At 55.1% G+C, this 16,776-nt stretch carries 11 protein-coding genes; 9 read left to right on the top strand and 2 right to left on the bottom strand.

The genetic code is table 11. The features are described from left to right. Positions 1-112: 112 nt before the first annotated feature. From AM329_RS09435 to AM329_RS09390, 9 genes are all read left to right on the top strand, one after another. A complete protein-coding gene (locus AM329_RS09435; RefSeq protein WP_032608956.1) occupies positions 113-3,805 on the top strand; it encodes a DNA translocase FtsK 4TM domain-containing protein in 3,693 nt (1,230 codons plus the stop codon). A gap of 127 nt (positions 3,806-3,932) precedes the next feature. Next, positions 3,933-4,547 carry an outer membrane lipoprotein chaperone LolA gene (gene lolA, locus AM329_RS09430; RefSeq protein WP_003858270.1) on the top strand — a complete coding sequence of 205 codons (615 nt, stop codon included), beginning with the start codon at positions 3,933-3,935 and terminating at the stop codon, positions 4,545-4,547. A gap of 9 nt (positions 4,548-4,556) precedes the next feature. Further along, on the top strand, positions 4,557-5,900 hold the full coding sequence (gene rarA / locus AM329_RS09425; protein WP_032608957.1) for a replication-associated recombination protein RarA: 1,344 nt from the start codon (positions 4,557-4,559) through the stop codon (positions 5,898-5,900). Positions 5,901-5,992: 92 nt separating this feature from the next. Beyond that, on the top strand, positions 5,993-7,285 hold the full coding sequence (serS, locus tag AM329_RS09420; RefSeq protein ID WP_003858266.1) for a serine--tRNA ligase: 1,293 nt from the start codon (positions 5,993-5,995) through the stop codon (positions 7,283-7,285). A gap of 211 nt (positions 7,286-7,496) precedes the next feature. Then, positions 7,497-9,941, top strand: a complete 2,445-nt coding sequence (gene dmsA / locus AM329_RS09415; RefSeq protein ID WP_032608958.1) for a dimethylsulfoxide reductase subunit A — start codon at positions 7,497-7,499, stop codon at positions 9,939-9,941. A gap of 10 nt (positions 9,942-9,951) precedes the next feature. Beyond that, complete coding sequence (locus AM329_RS09410; RefSeq protein WP_003858259.1) at positions 9,952-10,569, top strand: DMSO/selenate family reductase complex B subunit; 618 nt, start codon at positions 9,952-9,954, stop codon at positions 10,567-10,569. 1 nt (position 10,570) lies between these two features. Beyond that, the gene (locus AM329_RS09405) at positions 10,571-11,434 is read left to right on the top strand and encodes a dimethyl sulfoxide reductase anchor subunit family protein (RefSeq protein WP_003858256.1); all 864 of its coding nucleotides are present in this window, start codon (positions 10,571-10,573) and stop codon (positions 11,432-11,434) included. Positions 11,435-11,708: 274 nt separating this feature from the next. Continuing rightward, positions 11,709-12,857 (top strand): MFS transporter, encoded by a 1,149-nt coding sequence (locus AM329_RS09395; RefSeq protein WP_003858254.1) that lies wholly within the window; start codon positions 11,709-11,711, stop codon positions 12,855-12,857. 123 nt (positions 12,858-12,980) lie between these two features. Continuing rightward, positions 12,981-13,502: an anti-virulence regulator CigR family protein gene (locus AM329_RS09390; protein WP_022650721.1), complete on the top strand. Its 522-nt coding sequence runs from the start codon at positions 12,981-12,983 to the stop codon at positions 13,500-13,502. Positions 13,503-13,538: 36 nt separating this feature from the next. On the opposite strand, the gene pflA is transcribed toward AM329_RS09390, so the two are convergent. Both pflA and pflB read right to left on the bottom strand, forming a co-directional pair. Then, the gene (pflA, locus tag AM329_RS09385) at positions 13,539-14,279 is read right to left on the bottom strand and encodes a pyruvate formate lyase 1-activating protein (protein ID WP_003858250.1); all 741 of its coding nucleotides are present in this window, start codon (positions 14,277-14,279) and stop codon (positions 13,539-13,541) included. Between the two features lie 203 nt (positions 14,280-14,482). Continuing rightward, a complete protein-coding gene (gene pflB / locus AM329_RS09380; protein ID WP_003858247.1) occupies positions 14,483-16,765 on the bottom strand; it encodes a formate C-acetyltransferase in 2,283 nt (760 codons plus the stop codon). Positions 16,766-16,776: the final 11 nt, after the last annotated feature.

Below are 16,776 nucleotides of genomic sequence, written 5' to 3'. Positions count from 1 at the left end.
GTAGTTTGATTACACTCCTGTTAATCCATACAGCAACAGTGCCGGGGAGTCCCGGCGCTGTTGTCCGTTTTAGCACACAGGCAGGACATGCCTGATACCTGGAGAGCCTTTCTTGAGCCAGGAATACACTGAAGACAAAGAAGTCACATTATCTAAGCTAAGCAGCGGACGTCGTCTCCTTGAGGCGTTACTGATTGTTATTGCCCTTTTTGCCGTCTGGCTGATGGCTGCCTTACTCAGTTTCAACCCCTCAGATCCCAGCTGGTCGCAAACCGCATGGCATGAGCCTATCCATAATTTGGGTGGCGTTCCCGGCGCCTGGCTTGCGGACACGCTCTTCTTCATTTTCGGTGTGATGGCCTATACCCTTCCCGTCATCATTATTGGCGGATGCTGGTTTGCCTGGCGTCATCGACAGAATGACGACTACATCGATTATTTTGCCGTTTCGCTGCGCCTGATTGGCGCCCTGGCGCTGATCCTCACCTCCTGCGGACTGGCGGCGATCAATGCCGATGACATCTGGTATTTCGCCTCCGGCGGTGTGATTGGCAGCCTGTTGAGCTCCGCGCTGCAACCGATGCTTCACAGCAGCGGCGGCACGCTGGCGCTGCTCTGCATCTGGGCGGCGGGCCTGACGCTGTTTACCGGCTGGTCCTGGGTGAGCATTGCCGAAAAAATCGGCAGCTTTATTCTGACTCTGCTGACGTTTGCCAGCAATCGTACCCGTCGTGATGATACGTGGGTCGATGAAGACGAATATGAAGATGAATACGAAGAGGAAGACGAGGCACCTGTGCAGCGTCGTGAATCCCGCCGTGCCCGTATTCTGCGCGGTGCTCTGGCACGCCGCCAGCGCGTTGCTGAAAAATTCGCTAACCCGTTAGGCCGTAAAACGGATGCCGCGCTTTTCTCCGGCAAACGTATGGATGAAGACGAGCAGATTGAGTATCGCGGTGCGGCCGTCGATCCTGATGATGTGTTGTTCTCTGGTCATCGAGCTACGCCGGGTGAGTATGACGAATACGATCCGCTGTTGCATGGTCATTCCGTGACTGAACCGGTAGCCGCTGCTGCCGCCGCAACGACGGCTGCGCAGGCCCATGTTGCGCCTGTTGAAGCCGTGATGCCGTCCTCGCCTGTTCCGGCACCGGAGTCCGCGATCCAGCAACCGCAGGTGGACTGGCAGACTGCGCCAGGCGTCCATACGCCTGAACCGACCATTGCGCCGGAGCCTGAAAGCTATATTCCTGTGCAGCAGGAACAGTGTCAGCAATCGTATCAGCCGTCTGAGCCTGCCAGCGAGCCGCAACAGCCGTATCAGGCTTATACGCCCGAACCCGCTGTGCCTGAACAGCCATATGTTGCGCCGGTGTCTGAACCCGAAGTGGTGGAGGAAGCGAAGCCATCCCGTCCGCCATTGTACTATTTTGAAGAAGTGGAAGAGCGCCGTGCCCGTGAGCGCGAGCAGCTTGCCGCCTGGTATCAGCCCGTGCCTGAGCCGATGCAGGAGCCTGTTGTAAAAGCGCCTTCTGCGAGCGTTGCACCTGTAGACCCAGCGCCAGCCGTTGCGTCAGGAGCAGAAACCGTGAAGCAGGCAACGGCAGCCGCTGCCGCGTCCGCTCCGCTATTCAGCCCGGCAACCGACGGTGCGCCGCGTCCTCAGGTGAAAGAGGGCATTGGTCCACAATTGCCGCGCCCTAATCGCGTGCGCGTACCTACGCGCCGGGAGCTGGCCTCTTATGGCATTAAACTGCCTTCTCAGCGTATGGCCGAAGAGAAAGCCCGTGAATCCGACTACGAAGATGATGCCGACGAACTGCATCAGGATGAGCTGGCGCGTCAGTTTGCTGCCCAACAGACTCAACGCTACGGGAATGAGTACCAACACGATGTTCATTCTCAGCAGGATGAAGATGATGCTGCCGAAGCGGAATTAGCGCGTCAGTTTGCCGCCACGCAACAGCAACGTTATTCCGGTGAGCAGCCTTCGGGGGCAAATCCGTTCTCGCTCTCGGACTTTGAATTTTCACCGATGAAAGATCTGGTGGATGACGGTCCGAGCGAACCGCTGTTCACGCCGAGCGTGATGCCGGAAGCGGAACCGGTGCGTCAGGCGCCAGCGCCACAGGTTTACGCGCAGCCGCAACAACCGGCGCCACAGGCGTATGCTCAGCCGCAGACGCCTGCCCAACCGCCGCAGCCGCAGTTCCAGCAGCCAGCACCACAGCCGCAGTTCCAGCAGCCAGCACCACAGCCGCAGGAAAGCCTGATTCACCCGCTGCTGATGCGTAACGGAGACAGCCGTCCGCTGCAACGACCAAGTACGCCGCTGCCGTCGCTGGATCTGTTAACGCCGCCGCCAGCGGAAGTCGAGCCGGTGGATACCTTTGCCCTTGAACAGATGGCCCGTCTGGTGGAAGCGCGTCTGGCTGACTTCCGTATTAAAGCGGACGTGGTGAACTACTCACCTGGCCCGGTGATCACCCGTTTCGAACTGAATCTGGCGCCAGGCGTAAAAGCGGCACGTATTTCTAACCTGTCCCGTGACCTGGCGCGTTCTCTGTCGACCGTGGCGGTACGCGTGGTGGAGGTGATCCCAGGTAAGCCTTACGTTGGCCTTGAGCTGCCAAACAAGAAACGCCAGACCGTTTATCTGCGTGAAGTTCTGGATAACACCAAATTCCGCGACAACCCGTCCCCGCTGACCGTGGTGCTGGGTAAAGATATCGCCGGCGATCCGGTGGTTGCCGATCTCGCGAAGATGCCGCATCTGCTGGTTGCGGGTACCACCGGCTCCGGTAAATCAGTCGGGGTGAACGCCATGATCCTCAGTATGCTCTACAAAGCGCAGCCTGAAGATGTGCGTTTCATCATGATCGACCCGAAAATGCTTGAACTGTCCGTCTACGAAGGCATTCCGCACCTGTTAACGGAAGTGGTGACCGACATGAAGGACGCCGCCAACGCATTGCGCTGGAGCGTCAATGAAATGGAGCGTCGCTACAAGCTGATGTCGGCGCTGGGCGTGCGTAACCTGGCCGGTTATAACGAGAAAATCGCCGAGGCGGCGCGTATGGGCCGTCCGATTCCGGACCCATACTGGAAGCCGGGTGACAGCATGGATGCCCAGCATCCGGTGCTGGAAAAACTGCCTTACATCGTGGTGCTGGTGGATGAATTTGCCGACCTGATGATGACCGTTGGTAAGAAAGTGGAAGAGCTGATTGCGCGTCTGGCACAGAAAGCGCGTGCGGCGGGCATCCACCTGGTACTGGCAACGCAGCGTCCGTCCGTAGACGTTATCACCGGTCTTATTAAGGCAAACATCCCGACCCGTATCGCGTTTACCGTGTCGAGTAAAATTGACTCGCGTACTATCCTTGACCAGGGCGGTGCAGAGTCGCTGCTGGGAATGGGTGATATGCTCTATTCCGGCCCGAACTCCACCTCGCCGGTGCGTGTCCACGGTGCGTTTGTTCGCGACCAGGAAGTGCATGCGGTGGTACAGGACTGGAAAGCGCGCGGGCGGCCGCAATACGTTGACGGCATCACCTCCGACAGTGAAAGCGAAGGTGGCGGCGGTGGTTTTGACGGCGGCGAAGAACTGGATCCGTTATTTGACCAGGCGGTTAATTTCGTCACCGAAAAACGTAAGGCGTCTATCTCCGGCGTCCAGCGCCAGTTCCGTATCGGCTACAACCGCGCGGCGCGTATTATCGAGCAGATGGAAGCCCAGGGTATTGTGAGCGAACAGGGGCATAACGGTAACCGAGAGGTGCTGGCACCACCGCCTTTTGATTAACCTTCAGCGATTGCAAAGAAGGGTAAATCAGCAAAAATTAAGCATATTCTTCTGTCGCCTGCCTTCGGGCAGGTCCAGAATAGAAACGGAACCCCCATATCGGGAAGACGTATTTTAAGGAATAACAATGAAAAAAATCGCCATCGCCTGTGCATTACTCTCCAGTTTTGTTGCCAGCAGCGTCTGGGCTGATGCAGCCAGCGACCTTAAAAGCCGACTGGATAAAGTGAGCAGCTTCCACGCCAGCTTCACGCAAAAAGTGACTGACGGCAGCGGCAACGCGGTGCAGGAAGGTCAGGGGGATTTATGGGTGAAACGCCCGAATCTCTTCAACTGGCACATGACCCAGCCTGATGAAAGCGTGCTGGTGTCCGACGGGAAAACCTTGTGGTTCTACAACCCGTTTGTTGAGCAGGCAACCGCCACCTGGCTGAAAGACGCGACCAGCAATACGCCGTTTATGCTCATTGCCCGTAACCAGTCCAGCGACTGGCAGCAGTACAACATCAAACAAAACGGTGATGAGTTCGTCCTGACGCCAAAAGGCAGCAACGGTAATCTGAAGCAGTTCACGATTAACGTGAGCAGCAACGGTACCATCAATCAGTTCGGCGCGGTTGAGCAGGACGATCAGCGCAGTAGCTATCAGCTTAAGTCTCAGCAAAACGGCGCTGTAGATGCTTCGAAATTCACCTTTACCCCGCCGCAGGGCGTAACGGTGGACGACCAACGTAATAAGTAAGAGGCATGAGTGAGCAACCTGTCGCTCGATTTTTCAGATAATGCGTTTCAACCTCTGGCCGCCCGTATGCGGCCAGAAAATTTAGCGCAGTACATCGGCCAGCAACACCTGCTGGCTGCGGGGAAACCCTTGCCGCGCGCTATTGAGGCGGGGCATCTGCACTCCATGATCCTCTGGGGGCCACCCGGCACCGGCAAAACCACCCTCGCTGAAGTGATCGCCCGCTATGCTAACGCGGACGTTGAGCGCATCTCGGCGGTTACCTCCGGCGTGAAGGAGATCCGCGAGGCGATCGAGCGCGCACGGCAAAACCGTAATGCCGGGCGCCGCACCATTCTGTTTGTTGATGAAGTCCACCGTTTCAACAAGAGCCAGCAGGATGCGTTTCTGCCGCACATTGAAGACGGCACGATTTTCTTCATCGGCGCAACCACGGAAAACCCGTCGTTTGAACTCAACTCCGCGCTGCTTTCCCGCGCCCGCGTTTACCTGCTTAAATCCCTGACCACAGAGGATATCGAAAAGGTTCTGACCCAGGCGATGGAGGACAAAGCGCGGGGTTACGGCGGACAGGATATCGTTCTGCCGGACGAGACGCGTCGTGCGATCGCTGAACTGGTCAACGGCGATGCGCGTCGGGCACTGAATACGCTTGAAATGATGGCCGATATGGCTGAAGTGGATGATGCCGGAAAGCGGGTGCTAAAGCAGGAGCTGCTGACCGAAATAGCTGGCGAGCGCAGCGCACGTTTCGATAATAAAGGCGATCGTTTTTACGACCTGATCTCGGCATTACATAAGTCCGTGCGCGGCAGCGCCCCGGATGCGGCGCTCTACTGGTATGCGCGTATTATCACCGCAGGTGGCGATCCGTTATATGTCGCGCGTCGCTGCCTGGCGATTGCGTCGGAAGACGTCGGCAATGCCGATCCGCGCGCCATGCAGGTCGCGCTTTCCGCCTGGGATTGCTTTACCCGAGTCGGGCCTGCGGAGGGTGAGCGCGCCATTGCTCAGGCTATTGTCTATCTGGCCTGCGCACCGAAAAGCAATGCAGTGTATACCGCCTTCAAAGCGGCGATGTCGGATGCACGTGAACGTCCGGATTACGACGTTCCGGTACACCTTCGCAATGCCCCTACAAAGCTGATGAAAGAGATGGGTTACGGGCAGGAGTATCGCTACGCCCATGATGAACCCAATGCCTACGCCGCCGGGGAGGAGTATTTCCCGCAGGAGATGGCACAAACCCGCTATTATCACCCTACAAACAGAGGTCTTGAGGGTAAGATTGGCGAAAAGCTCGCCTGGCTTGCCGGACAGGATCAAAATAGCCCTATAAAACGCTACCGTTAGTTCAATCGTTGCGGTAATGTTGGCAATATATCTCTGTGGCCGCAGGCTGTGGTCACTTTTTCCTTTTTTAATTCGATAAGCACAGGATAAGCATGCTCGATCCCAATCTGCTGCGTAATGAGCCAGACGCAGTCGCTGAAAAACTGGCACGCCGGGGCTTTAAGCTGGATGTAGATAAGCTGCGCGCTCTTGAAGAGCGTCGTAAAGTTTTGCAGGTACAAACTGAAAATCTGCAAGCAGAGCGTAATTCTCGATCGAAATCCATTGGCCAGGCGAAAGCGCGCGGGGAAGATATTGAGCCATTACGCCTGGAAGTGAACAAACTGGGTGAAGAGCTGGATCAGGCGAAAGCTGAACTGGACGTTCTTCAGGCTGAAATTCGCGATATTGCTCTGGCGATCCCGAACATTCCTGACGACAGCGTGCCTGTCGGCAAAGACGAAAACGACAACGTTGAAGTGAAACGCTGGGGTACGCCTCGCGAGTTTGACTTCGAAGTGCGCGATCACGTGACGCTGGGCGAAATGCACGCGGGCCTGGACTTTGCGGCAGCGGTTAAGCTGACCGGTTCTCGCTTCGTGGTAATGAAAGGGCAAATTGCTCACCTGCACCGCGCGCTGGCGCAGTTCATGCTGGATCTGCACACCGAGCAGCACGGCTACAGCGAAACCTACGTTCCGTATCTGGTTAACCACGATACGCTGTACGGTACAGGCCAGCTGCCGAAATTTGCCGGCGATCTGTTCCATACCCGTCCGCTGGACGAGGAAGCTGACAGCAGCAACTACGCGCTGATCCCAACTGCGGAAGTGCCGCTGACCAACCTTGTGCGTGATGAGATCATCGACGAAGACGATCTGCCAATCAAACTGACTGCGCACTCTCCATGTTTCCGTTCTGAAGCCGGTTCTTACGGTCGCGATACGCGCGGTCTGATCCGTATGCACCAGTTCGATAAAGTTGAGATGGTGCAGATCGTTCGTCCGGAAGAGTCTATGGACGCGCTGGAAGAGATGACCGGCCACGCGGAAAAAGTGCTGGAGCTGCTGGGTCTACCATACCGTCGTATGGCGCTGTGCACCGGCGACATGGGCTTCGGTGCCTGCAAAACCTTCGACCTTGAAGTCTGGGTGCCTGCGCAGAACACCTACCGTGAAATCTCCTCCTGCTCCAACGTCTGGGATTTCCAGGCGCGTCGTATGCAGGCGCGTTGCCGCAGCAAATCTGACAAGAAAACCCGTCTGGTTCATACCCTGAACGGTTCTGGTCTGGCAGTAGGCCGTACGCTGGTTGCTGTGCTGGAAAACTACCAGCAGGCTGACGGACGCATTGAGATCCCTGAAGTGCTGCGCCCTTACATGAAAGGCCAGCAGTTCATCGGCTAATTATTTGCTCTAAGACAAAAAAGCGCCTCAGGGCGCTTTTTTTATGACTCTGATTTGATACGAAGCAATAACCCCTCCCTCTAAAGTAGTAATACTCCTCCGAACGAAAGTCAGCATAAAACACCAATAACGTTGTAATTCGTTATAAATAAAACTACATAGCGGTTTGCGCCGCCTCTCTTTTCTTTGTGAGCAACCAAAGTGAGTCTTTATGAAAATCAAAGCGCCTGAAGCGTTAATGGCTGCCGAGGTCACTCGCCGTGGGTTGATGAAAACCACGGCAATAGGTGGTCTGGCGGTTGCCAGCAGCGCCTTTACGCTCCCCTTTACCCGACTGGCGTCGGCGGCGGAGGCTCTGTCTCCCGCTTCAGCCCCGGAAAAAGTGGTGTGGAGTGCCTGTACCGTTAACTGCGGTAGCCGCTGCCCACTGCGTATGCACGTGGTGGACGGTGAAATCAAATATGTCGAAACCGACAATACCGGCGATGATAACTACGAAGGGTTACATCAGGTTCGTGCCTGTCTGCGTGGTCGCTCAATGCGCCGTCGCGTATATAACCCGGATCGTCTGAAATACCCAATGAAGCGCGTCGGTAAGCGTGGGGAAGGGAAGTTCGAGCGCATTAGCTGGGACGAAGCCTACGATATTATCGCGACCAACATGCAGCGCCTGATCAAAGAGTACGGCAACGAATCTATCTACCTCAACTACGGCACCGGGACGCTGGGCGGTACCATGACCCGCTCCTGGCCGCCGGGTAAAACGCTGGTGGCGCGCCTGATGAACTGCTGCGGCGGCTATCTCAATCATTACGGCGACTACTCTTCCGCACAGATTGCCGCGGGCCTGAACTATACCTACGGCGGCTGGGCAGACGGCAACAGCCCGTCGGATATCGAGAACAGTAAACTGGTGGTGTTGTTCGGCAACAACCCGGGCGAAACGCGCATGAGCGGCGGCGGGGTAACCTATTACCTTGAGCAGGCGCGCGCCAAATCCAACTCACGAATGATCATCGTCGATCCGCGCTACACCGATACCGGCGCAGGGCGTGAAGACGAGTGGATCCCCATCCGCCCTGGTACCGACGCGGCGCTGGTCAATGCGCTGGCGTATGTGATGATTACTGAAAACCTCGTCGACCAGCCGTTCCTGGATAAATACTGCGTCGGTTACGACGAGAAGACGCTGCCAGCCAGCGCACCGGCTAACGGGCACTATAAAGCCTATATTCTTGGCCAGGGCAGCGACGGCGTGGCGAAAACCCCGGAGTGGGCATCCACTATCACCGGCATTCCTGTCGAACGTATTGTTCAGCTGGCACGTGAAATTGGTTCAACCAAACCGGCTTATATCAGCCAGGGCTGGGGACCTCAGCGCCACGCGAATGGCGAAATTGCCACCCGCGCTATTTCTATGCTCTCGATTCTGACTGGCAACGTCGGTATTCACGGCGGTAATAGCGGGGCGCGTGAAGGCTCGTATGAAGTACCGTTTGAACGTATGCCAACGCTGGATAACCCGGTTCAGACCAGCATCTCCATGTTTATGTGGACGGACGCGATCGAGCGCGGCCCGGAAATGACCGCGCTGCGCGACGGTGTTCGGGGCAAAGATAAGCTGGACGTGCCGATCAAAATGATCTGGAACTATGCCGGTAACTGCCTGATCAACCAGCACTCAGAGATCAACCGCACCCATGAAATTTTGCAGGACGACAAGAAGTGCGAAATGATTGTGGTGATCGACTGCCACATGACCTCATCGGCAAAGTATGCCGATATTCTGCTCCCAGACTGCACCGCGTCTGAGCAGATGGATTTCGCGCTGGATGCCTCCTGCGGCAACATGTCCTATGTGATCTTCACTGACCAGGCCATCAAACCGCGCTTCGAGTGCAAAACCATCTATGAGATGACTTCCGAGCTGGCGAAACGTCTTGGCGTTGAGCAGCAGTTCACTGAAGGACGTACTCAGGAAGGGTGGATGCGCCATCTGCACGAGCTCTCACGCAAAGCCATTCCTGACCTGCCGGACTTCGATACCTTCCGCAAGCAGGGCATGTACAAGCAGCGCGATCCGGAAGGGCATCACGTGGCGTATAAAGCCTTCCGCGACGATCCGCAGGCCAATCCGCTGACCACGCCGTCGGGCAAAATCGAGATCTACTCCGAAGAGCTGGCAAAAATTGCCGCAACGTGGGAATTGCCGGAAGGGGACGTTATCGATCCGCTGCCGATTTATACGCCAGGCTTCGAAAACTACAACGATCCGCTGACGGAGAAATTCCCGCTTCAGTTGACCGGTTTCCACTACAAAGCGCGTGTTCACTCCACCTACGGCAACGTTGACGTACTGAAAGCGGCCTGCCGACAGGAGATGTGGATCAACCCGATGGATGCGAAAGCGCGCGGCATTAGTAATGGCGATCGCGTACGTATCTTCAACGGACGTGGTGAAGTGCATATCGAAGCTAAAGTGACTCCGCGTATGATGCCTGGCGTTGTCGCGCTGGGGGAAGGGGCCTGGTATAACCCGGATGCGAACCGTATCGATCAGGCGGGCTGCATCAACGTTCTCACTACGCAGCGTCCATCGCCGCTGGCGAAGGGCAACCCATCCCACACAAACCTCGTTCAGGTTGAAAAGGCGTAAGGAGTAACCGATGACAACCCAGTATGGATTTTTTATTGATTCCAGCCGCTGCACCGGGTGCAAAACCTGCGAGCTGGCCTGCAAGGATTACAAAGACCTGACCCCGGAGGTCAGCTTCCGGCGTATTTATGAATACGCGGGCGGCGACTGGCAGGAGGATAACGGCGTCTGGCATCAGAATGTCTTCGCCTATTACCTGTCGATTGCCTGCAACCACTGCGAAGATCCGGCCTGCACCAAGGTCTGCCCGAGCGGGGCAATGCACAAGCGCGACGACGGTTTTGTGGTGGTGGACGAGGATGTCTGCATCGGCTGTCGCTACTGCCACATGGCCTGCCCGTACGGCGCGCCGCAGTACAATGCCGCCAAAGGCCACATGACCAAGTGCGACGGCTGCCACAGCCGGGTGGCGGACGGCAAAAAGCCCATCTGCGTCGAATCCTGCCCGCTGCGCGCGCTGGACTTTGGCCCGATTGAGGAGCTGCGCAAAAAACACGGCCAGCTTGCTGCCGTCGCGCCACTGCCGTCTGCGCACTTCACAAAGCCGAGTATTGTGATTAAACCTAACGCCAACAGCCGTCCGACGGGTGACACCACCGGCTACCTGGCAAACCCGAAGGAGGTGTGAGATGGGAAGTGGATGGCATGAATGGCCGCTGATGATCTTCACGGTCTTTGGGCAGTGCGTGGCGGGCGGGTTTATCGTTCTTGCGCTGGCGCTGTTAAAAGGGAACCTCAATACTGAACAGCAGCAGCGTTTGGTGTTGAGCATGTTTGGCCTGTGGGTGTTGATGGGCATTGGGTTTATCGCCTCTACGCTGCACCTGGGCTCACCGATGCGCGCGTTCAACTCCCTGAACCGCGTAGGCGCCTCTTCGCTGAGTAACGAAATTGCCAGCGGGGCAATCTTCTTTGCCGTTGGCGGGCTGGGGTGGTTACTGGCAGCGGTGAAAAAGCTGCCGTCAGGGTTACGCGCGTTGTGGCTCATCGTCACCATGGTACTGGGCGTTGTCTTCGTCTGGATGATGGTCAGGGTGTACAACACCATTGATACGGTTCCAACCTGGTACAGCGTCTGGACGCCGATGAGCTTCTTCCTGACCATGTTTATTGGCGGGCCCCTGCTGGGTTATCTGCTGCTGCGCGTGGCTGGCATTAATGGTTGGGCGATGCGCCTGCTGCCCGCGGTCTCGCTGCTGGCGCTGGTAATCAGTACCGTTGTCGCGCTCATGCAGGGAGCGGAGCTGGCGACCATTCACAGCTCTATCCAGCAGGCTTCGGCGCTGGTGCCGGATTACGGTTCGCTGATGGCCTGGCGTGTGGTGCTGCTGACGGCTGCGCTGGTGTGCTGGATTGCCCCTCAGCTTAAAGGTTACTCGCCTGCGCTGCCGTTACTGTCCCTGGCCTTTGTACTGGTGCTGGCAGGGGAGTTAATTGGTCGCGGCGTATTTTATGGTCTGCATATGACGGTCGGTCTGGCTATCGCCAGCTAATTTTAGATTTTGTTATAAAAAGCCGGGACATAGCGCCCGGCTTTTCTTTTTTCATTCATGAAATTTTTCGACTGATGTTTCGTTGTAAAAATTCCCGGAAATAAATAAAAACAAATAGATAATTAATATCAGTAGCAGGCTTTGCATTAGCAGGATGAGTTTTTTAAATCGACAAGGCGCATAACGTGCGTGACGCCTGAATCGGTGGATTGACTTTGTTTTTGCCAGTGGCATGATGCGCACGAAATCTGAACTTCCTCACGGTTTTTAATCCATGACCACCTATACCCGCCCGGTGCTTTTGTTGCTCTGTGGCCTGCTTTTGCTGACCCTGGCGATCGCGGTGTTAAACACACTCGTCCCGCTATGGCTCGCCCATGAAAACTTACCGACCTGGCAGGTGGGTATGGTTAGCTCGTCCTTTTTTACGGGCAATCTGCTGGGCACCTTATTAACGGGCAGCCTTATTAAGCGCTTTGGTTTTAACCGCAGTTATTATCTGGCGTCGCTGATCTTTGCCGTCGGCTGCGCCGGTTTAGGCCTTATGGTCGGCTTCTGGAGCTGGATGGTCTGGCGCTTTATTGCGGGCGTCGGCTGCGCCATGATCTGGGTGGTGGTTGAAAGTGCGCTGATGTGCAGCGGCACGTCCCGTAATCGCGGGCGTCTGCTGGCGGCCTATATGATGGTTTACTACGTCGGTACCGTTCTGGGACAGCTGATGGTCAGCAAACTGCCAACCGACCTGATGAGCGTGCTGCCGTGGGTGACGGGCATGGTGCTGGCGGCGATCCTGCCGCTGCTCTTTACCCGTATTGTGAATCAAAACAGCGAACATCAGGAAGCCACCCACGTCTGGCCGATGCTGAGACTGCGCCAGGCGCGTCTGGGGGTTAACGGCTGCATTATTTCCGGGATTGTGCTGGGCTCGCTCTATGGCCTGATGCCGCTCTATCTTAACCATCAGGGCGTCAGTGATTCCGGGATCGGTTTCTGGATGGCGGTGATGGTCAGCGCGGGGATTGTCGGCCAGTGGCCGATTGGCCGCCTGGCGGACCGCTTTGGTCGTCTGCTGGTGCTGCGCGTTCAGGTCTTCGTGGTCATCATGGGCTGTCTCGCCATGCTCAGCAACGCCGCGATGGCGCCCGCGCTGTTCATTCTGGGGGCTGCGGGCTTTACGCTCTATCCGGTCGCGATGGCGTGGGCCTGTGAGAAAGTTGAGCATCACCAGCTGGTGGCGATGAACCAGGCTTTATTGCTGAGTTACACTATCGGCAGTTTACTGGGGCCGACTTTTACCGCTATGCTCATGCAAAATTATTCTGATAATCTGCTGTTTATTATGATCGCCAGCGTGTCGTTTATTTATCTGCTAATGCTGCTGCGCAAAGTGGGCGAACATCCAACGCCAGTGGCCCATGCCTGATTTATTAAAAGCCTGTCGATGACAGGCTTTTTTGTCCCTGTCACATATAAGACTTTTACTGATTGTGAGTTTTTACTGCCTGGCGATAATTCCAATGAGTTCTCCCACTAAAAGGCAGCCATCATGTCTACTCGTCGTTTTTCCACTACCGCACTTGCCGTAGTGTTGGCTTTAACGTTTGCAACGGCTCCGGCCATGGCTAATCCTGGTAACGGGAATGGCGGTGGTCACGGAAACGGTGGCGGACAAGGTAATAGCGGCAATCATGGTAACGGGAACTCTGGTAACCATGGTAATAAGCACAATAACGGTCAGGATAACCCTGGGAAATCGGATAAGAGCTTTAAAAACAGCAAAGATGTCGGTAATGATGTGGATGCTCGCGTAAGCTTCGATCATGCCCGCCATCTGGCCCTGAATTACGGCTTAACGGGCTACGACTCTCTGCCTCCGGGTATTGCGAAAAACCTGGCGCGCGGTAAGCCACTGCCTCCGGGCATTGCGAAGAAAACCGTGCCAGCCGATATGCTGGGTCAGCTTCCTTCCTATCCGGGCTATGAATGGCGCGTGGTAGGTGACGACCTGGTCTTAATTGCGCTGAGTACAGCGATTGTGACTTCCGTTATTAACGGCGTCTTTAAATAGAATATAAAAAGGCCCGGTTTTCACCGGGCCTTTTCGTTAATACATGACCTTGTGGCCATACTGCTCAAGAATACCTTTGACGCGCTCCATCGTCTCTTTTTTCGGCGGCTTCACGCCATCGAGCTTGTACTCTTCACCCATCGCCACCCATTTATGTTTACCCAGCTCGTGATAGGGCAGAAGTTCGATTTTCTCCACGTTACCCATATCCCGGGTAAATTCACCCAGACGATGTGCAGAGTCATCATCATCTGACCAGCCCGGCACCACCACGTAGCGGATCCAGGTCTTGACGCCTTTGTTGGCAATGTATTTGGCAAATTCCAGGGTACGGTGGTTCGAGACGCCAACCAGATTCTGGTGGATCTCATCGTTCATCTGCTTGAGATCGAGCATGACCAGATCGGTCACTTCAAGCAGTTCATCAATAACTGGATCGTAACGGCGCACAAAGCCGTTGGTGTCGAGGCAGGTATGAATGCCTTCTTTGTGGCAGGCGCGGAACCAGTCGCGCACAAATTCAGCCTGAAGAATGGCTTCACCGCCGGATGCCGTCACGCCACCGCCGGACGCGTTCATAAAGTGGCGATAGGTCACCACCTCTTTCATCAGATCTTCTACGGTGACTTCTTTACCTCCATGGGTGTCCCAGGTGTCACGGTTATGGCAGTACAGGCAGCGCATCAGGCAGCCCTGGAAGAAAGTGATAAAGCGGATCCCCGGGCCATCGACGGTGCCACAGGATTCAAAGGAGTGAATACGACCAATAATTGACATTGCGGTGATATCTCCGAATTTGGCCCATCCGGGGGCCTATGTAGATGCACAGCTCAAAGGCTATGTCGAGTCTGTTTTGGCTGTTATCCATTAAGTATAGATAGCGGACAAAAGAGACTGATGAAGCGAGGGTGTTAAAAAGGCCCCACTTGCGTGGAGCCTTTATTGTACGCTTTTTAACGCGTGATTTCAGTCAATTCCACTTACATGGACTGAGTGAAAGTACGGGTAATAACGTCCTGCTGCTGTTCTTTCGTCAGGGAGTTAAAACGTACTGCGTAGCCAGATACGCGGATGGTCAGCTGAGGATATTTCTCAGGGTGTTCCATCGCATCGAGCAGCATTTCACGGTTCATCACGTTCACGTTCAGGTGCTGACCACCTTCGATGGACGCTTCGTGGTGGAAGTAACCATCCATCAGACCCGCGAGGTTAGTTTTACGCACTTCGTCGTCTTTACCCAGCGCGTTTGGCACGATAGAGAAGGTGTAAGAGATACCATCTTTCGCGTAAGCAAACGGCAGTTTAGCAACGGAGGTCAGAGAGGCAACCGCACCTTTCTGGTCACGACCGTGCATTGGGTTAGCACCTGGGCCGAATGGCGCGCCAGCACGACGACCGTCTGGGGTGTTACCGGTTTTCTTACCATACACAACGTTAGAGGTGATGGTCAGAACAGACTGAGTCGGGATAGCGTTACGATAGGTAGTGAGTTTCTGAATTTTCTTCATGAAACGTTCTACCAGGTCAACCGCCATGTCATCAACGCGAGCGTCGTTGTTACCAAACTGCGGATATTCGCCTTCGATTTCGAAGTCGATAGCCAGACCATCTTCGTCACGAATTGGTTTAACTTTCGCATATTTGATTGCAGACAGGGAGTCAGCCGCAACGGACAGACCTGCGATACCACATGCCATGGTGCGAACGACGTCACGGTCATGCAGCGCCATCAGAGAGGCTTCGTAGCTGTACTTGTCGTGCATGTAGTGGATAACATTCAGCGCGGTCACGTACTGTTTAGCCAGCCAGTCCATGAAGTGATCCATGCGGTCCATGACTTCGTCATAGTTCAGCACGTCGCCTTTGATCGGTTCAGACTTAGGACCAACCTGCATTTTCAGTTTTTCATCAACGCCGCCGTTGATTGCGTACAGCATGGTTTTCGCCAGGTTTGCACGCGCACCGAAGAACTGCATTTGCTTACCAACAACCATTGGACTTACGCAGCAAGCGATAGCGTAGTCATCGTTGTTGAAGTCAGGACGCATCAGGTCATCGTTCTCATATTGCAGAGAAGAGGTGTCGATGGACACTTTAGCGGCGAATTTCTTGAAGTTCAGAGGCAGTTTTTCAGACCACAGAACGGTGATGTTCGGCTCCGGAGAAGGACCCATGGTGTACAGGGTGTTCAGGAAGCGGAAGCTGTTTTTGGTTACCAGAGTACGGCCATCTACGCCCATACCGCCGATAGATTCGGTTGCCCAGATTGGGTCACCAGAGAACAGCTCATCATATTCTGGGGTACGCAGGAAGCGAACCATACGCAGTTTCATGACCAGGTGGTCAATCATTTCCTGAGCGTCTTGTTCGGTGATTTTGCCTGCTTTCAGGTCACGTTCGATGTACGCATCCAGGAAGGTGGATACGCGGCCGAAGGACATTGCTGCACCGTTCTGAGACTTAACTGCGGCCAGGTAGCCGAAGTAGGTCCACTGGATAGCTTCCTGAGCGTTGGTAGCAGGACCAGAGATATCGCAGCCGTATTTAGCCGCCATCTCTTTGATCTGACCCAGCGCACGGTGCTGTTCAGCGATCTCTTCACGCAGACGGATAGTCGCTTCCAGGTTTACGCCGTTTTCCAGGTCAGACTGGAGAGAGACGAACTGCGCGTATTTGTCTTTCATCAGGAAGTCGATACCGTACAGCGCAACGCGACGGTAGTCACCGATGATACGGCCACGGCCATAGGCATCTGGCAGACCGGTCAGAACGCCAGATTTACGGCAGTTCAGAATGTCTTTGGTGTAAACATCGAATACGCCCTGGTTATGGGTTTTGCGGTATTCGGTGAAGATTTTTTTCAGCATTGGGTCCAGCTCGCGATTATACGCTTTGCAGGAACCTTCAACCATTTTGATACCACCGAACGGGATGATTGCGCGTTTCAGTGGTGCTTCAGTTTGCAGACCAACAATTTTCTCAAGGGCTTTATTGATGTAGCCAGCATCGTGAGAAGTGATGGTAGAAGCAACGGAGGTGTCAAAATCAACTGGCGCGTGAGTGCGGTTTTCCAGTTTAACGCCTTCCATTACGCTGTCCCACAGCTTGGTGGTTGCGTCAGTCGCACCAGCCAGGAAGGATTCGTCACCTTCATACGGGGTATAGTTTTTCTGAATAAAGTCACGGACGTTGACTTCATTCTGCCAGTCACCTTTCGTAAAACCTTCCCAGGCTGTGGCTAACTTTTCATTAAGCTCGGACATGTAACACCTAC

It is taken from the genome of Enterobacter cloacae complex sp. AR_0002 (assembly GCF_001922365.1).
Classification (GTDB): Bacteria; Pseudomonadota; Gammaproteobacteria; order Enterobacterales; family Enterobacteriaceae; genus Enterobacter; species Enterobacter hormaechei_C.
This window is presented reverse-complemented; position numbering and strand designations above follow the sequence as displayed.